This is a genomic window from Arthrobacter sp. TB 26 (assembly GCF_000427315.1).
GTDB lineage: Bacteria > Actinomycetota > Actinomycetes > Actinomycetales > Micrococcaceae > Arthrobacter.
The window spans coordinates 1,315-2,845 of the sequence record NZ_AUPJ01000123.1; the positions used below are offsets into that span (position 1 = coordinate 1,315).

Genomic DNA, 1,531 nt, shown 5'->3' on the forward strand with positions numbered 1-1,531 from the left:
CCAGCCGATAGTCGAAGTGCCCGGCGTAGACCAGGATCAGCCCGAGTTGCGGTTGGATGACCTTGACCTGGATCCGGTGCCTGCCGGCCGTTCCCTCCTCAGGCGCCCACCACTGTTCGGCGTAGGCCTTGGCATCGAACGCGGCGGGCAGGGGAATCCGCAGTGGGCCGAGGAACAGCCGTGATGCCTCCGACACGCCGCGCAGCCGGCCCCCGGCGGTGACGCTGAGGTTGAGATCCGTGACGAGCCGCCGGTACCGCCCGACGTAATCCAGCAGGCCGTGCCGGCTGCCGGAGTCATCGAAGCTTGTGGTGTCGTGGAACAGCCGGGTGGTGCCCGGGAAGAAGATCTCGCGCCGGGCGGTAAGGCTGGAGCGCCCCAACGGGTCAAGGTGTGCGTGGTTCTCGATCCGGAACCGGATGCCCTCACCGTATTCCGGGAAAAACGCCTGCTCGCCGCCGGCAAGGCGCAGCAGGGGACGGAGCCAGCCCTGCCGGCACCCAACCACGTCAAACACGCCCTCGCCCACACCGAAGTGGCCCGAGCCCGGAGTGAGGGAGAAGTACTCCTGCAGCTCCGGCTGCAGCCGGGCGAAGTCAGCGCCGAGGGCCAGCTGGTAGATCGGGGTGCTCACAGAATCCTCCTGGGGTTCCTGGCGGGTTGATGTGTTCCTGTCCACAGCATGCGGGACGGACGGGGGTTTGTCACAGTCGGCCGGATGCCCGGTGGCGGCACCGATGTGCCGCCCGGTACCGGCGGCGCCATGCCCGGGCGCCGCGGAATACGACAAAGCCATTGCAATAAGGGAATATATACATATGAAGGCACGCATTCTGGTAGTGGACGATGACGAGGCGCTGGCCGAGATGATCGGTATTGTGCTGCGCAATGACGGGTTCGAGCCCGTCTTCTGCGCTGACGGCGGGCAGGCGCTGGAAGTCTTCCGCTCCGCCAAACCTGACCTCGTGCTGCTGGACCTTATGCTCCCGGGCATCGACGGCATTGAAGTCTGCCGCCAGATCCGTGCCGAGTCCGATGTCCCGATCGTGATGCTCACTGCCAAGGCGGACACCTCCGACGTGGTCCGTGGCCTTGAGTCCGGGGCCGATGACTATGTGCCGAAGCCCTTCAAGCCGGCCGAACTGGTCGCCAGGGTCCGGGCCCGGCTGCGTCCCGGCGACCAGAAGGCGCCCGAGACGCTGCGGATTGCCGACGTCACGATCGACGTGGCAGGACACCTGGTCAGCCGTGGGACCGAGCGAATCTCACTGACGCCGCTGGAGTTCGACCTGCTGGTCGCCCTGGCACGCAAGCCCTGGCAGGTCTTCACCCGGGAACTGCTCCTGGAGCAGGTCTGGGGATACCGGCACGCCGCCGACACCCGTCTGGTGAACGTCCACGTCCAGCGGCTCAGGTCAAAGATCGAACGTGACCCGGAAGCCCCCGAAGTTGTATTGACGGTCCGTGGTGTCGGCTACAAAGCAGGTTCCTGAGCCACCGGACGGCCACTCCGGAACAGATCCGGTGGGCG

The 1,531-nt window shown here is 66.3% G+C and carries 1 protein-coding gene and 1 pseudogene (1 of these 2 cut by a window edge); one reads left to right on the forward strand and one right to left on the reverse strand.

Annotated elements, in window-relative coordinates:
- A pseudogene (locus K789_RS22225) lies at positions 1–634 on the reverse strand (DUF4166 domain-containing protein) (it extends 67 nt beyond the left edge of the window).
- 184 nt (positions 635–818) lie between these two features.
- On the opposite strand from K789_RS22225, the gene mtrA reads away from it, so the two are divergent.
- Positions 819–1,493, forward strand: coding sequence for an MtrAB system response regulator MtrA (mtrA, locus tag K789_RS0103840; protein WP_024365603.1), 675 nt, complete (start codon positions 819–821; stop codon positions 1,491–1,493).
- The last annotated feature ends 38 nt before the right edge of the window (positions 1,494–1,531 follow it).